The 319-nt window shown below is 67.1% G+C and carries 1 protein-coding gene; it reads left to right on the forward strand.

Annotated elements, in window-relative coordinates:
* Nucleotides 1-319 (forward strand): exodeoxyribonuclease III (locus tag PZH32_RS12245; RefSeq protein ID WP_275208527.1); only part of this gene is annotated, 319 nt, incomplete at both ends.

A 319-nucleotide genomic window follows, 5' to 3' on the forward strand; every position in this document is an offset into this window, starting at 1 on the left:
TGCGGCGATTTCAACGTGGCCCACGAGGATATCGATCTGAAGAACCCGGGGCCCAACCGCGGCGCCTCGGGCTTTTCCGACGAAGAGCGCGGCAAGCTGAACGAACTGCTGGACGCCGGCTGTACCGACACCTTCCGCCTGCTGCACCCCACCGAAGAGGGGCGCTACACCTGGTGGAGCTACCGCTACCGCGCCCGCGCCACCAATGCGGGATGGCGCATCGACTACGTCCTGGTCAGCGACGCGCTGGCCGACGCCGTGCGCGCTGCCAGCATCTACGATGACGTGGAGGGCTCCGACCATTGCCCCGTGGGAATCG

Source organism: Adlercreutzia equolifaciens (assembly GCF_029076695.1).
GTDB lineage: Bacteria > Actinomycetota > Coriobacteriia > Coriobacteriales > Eggerthellaceae > Adlercreutzia > Adlercreutzia equolifaciens_A.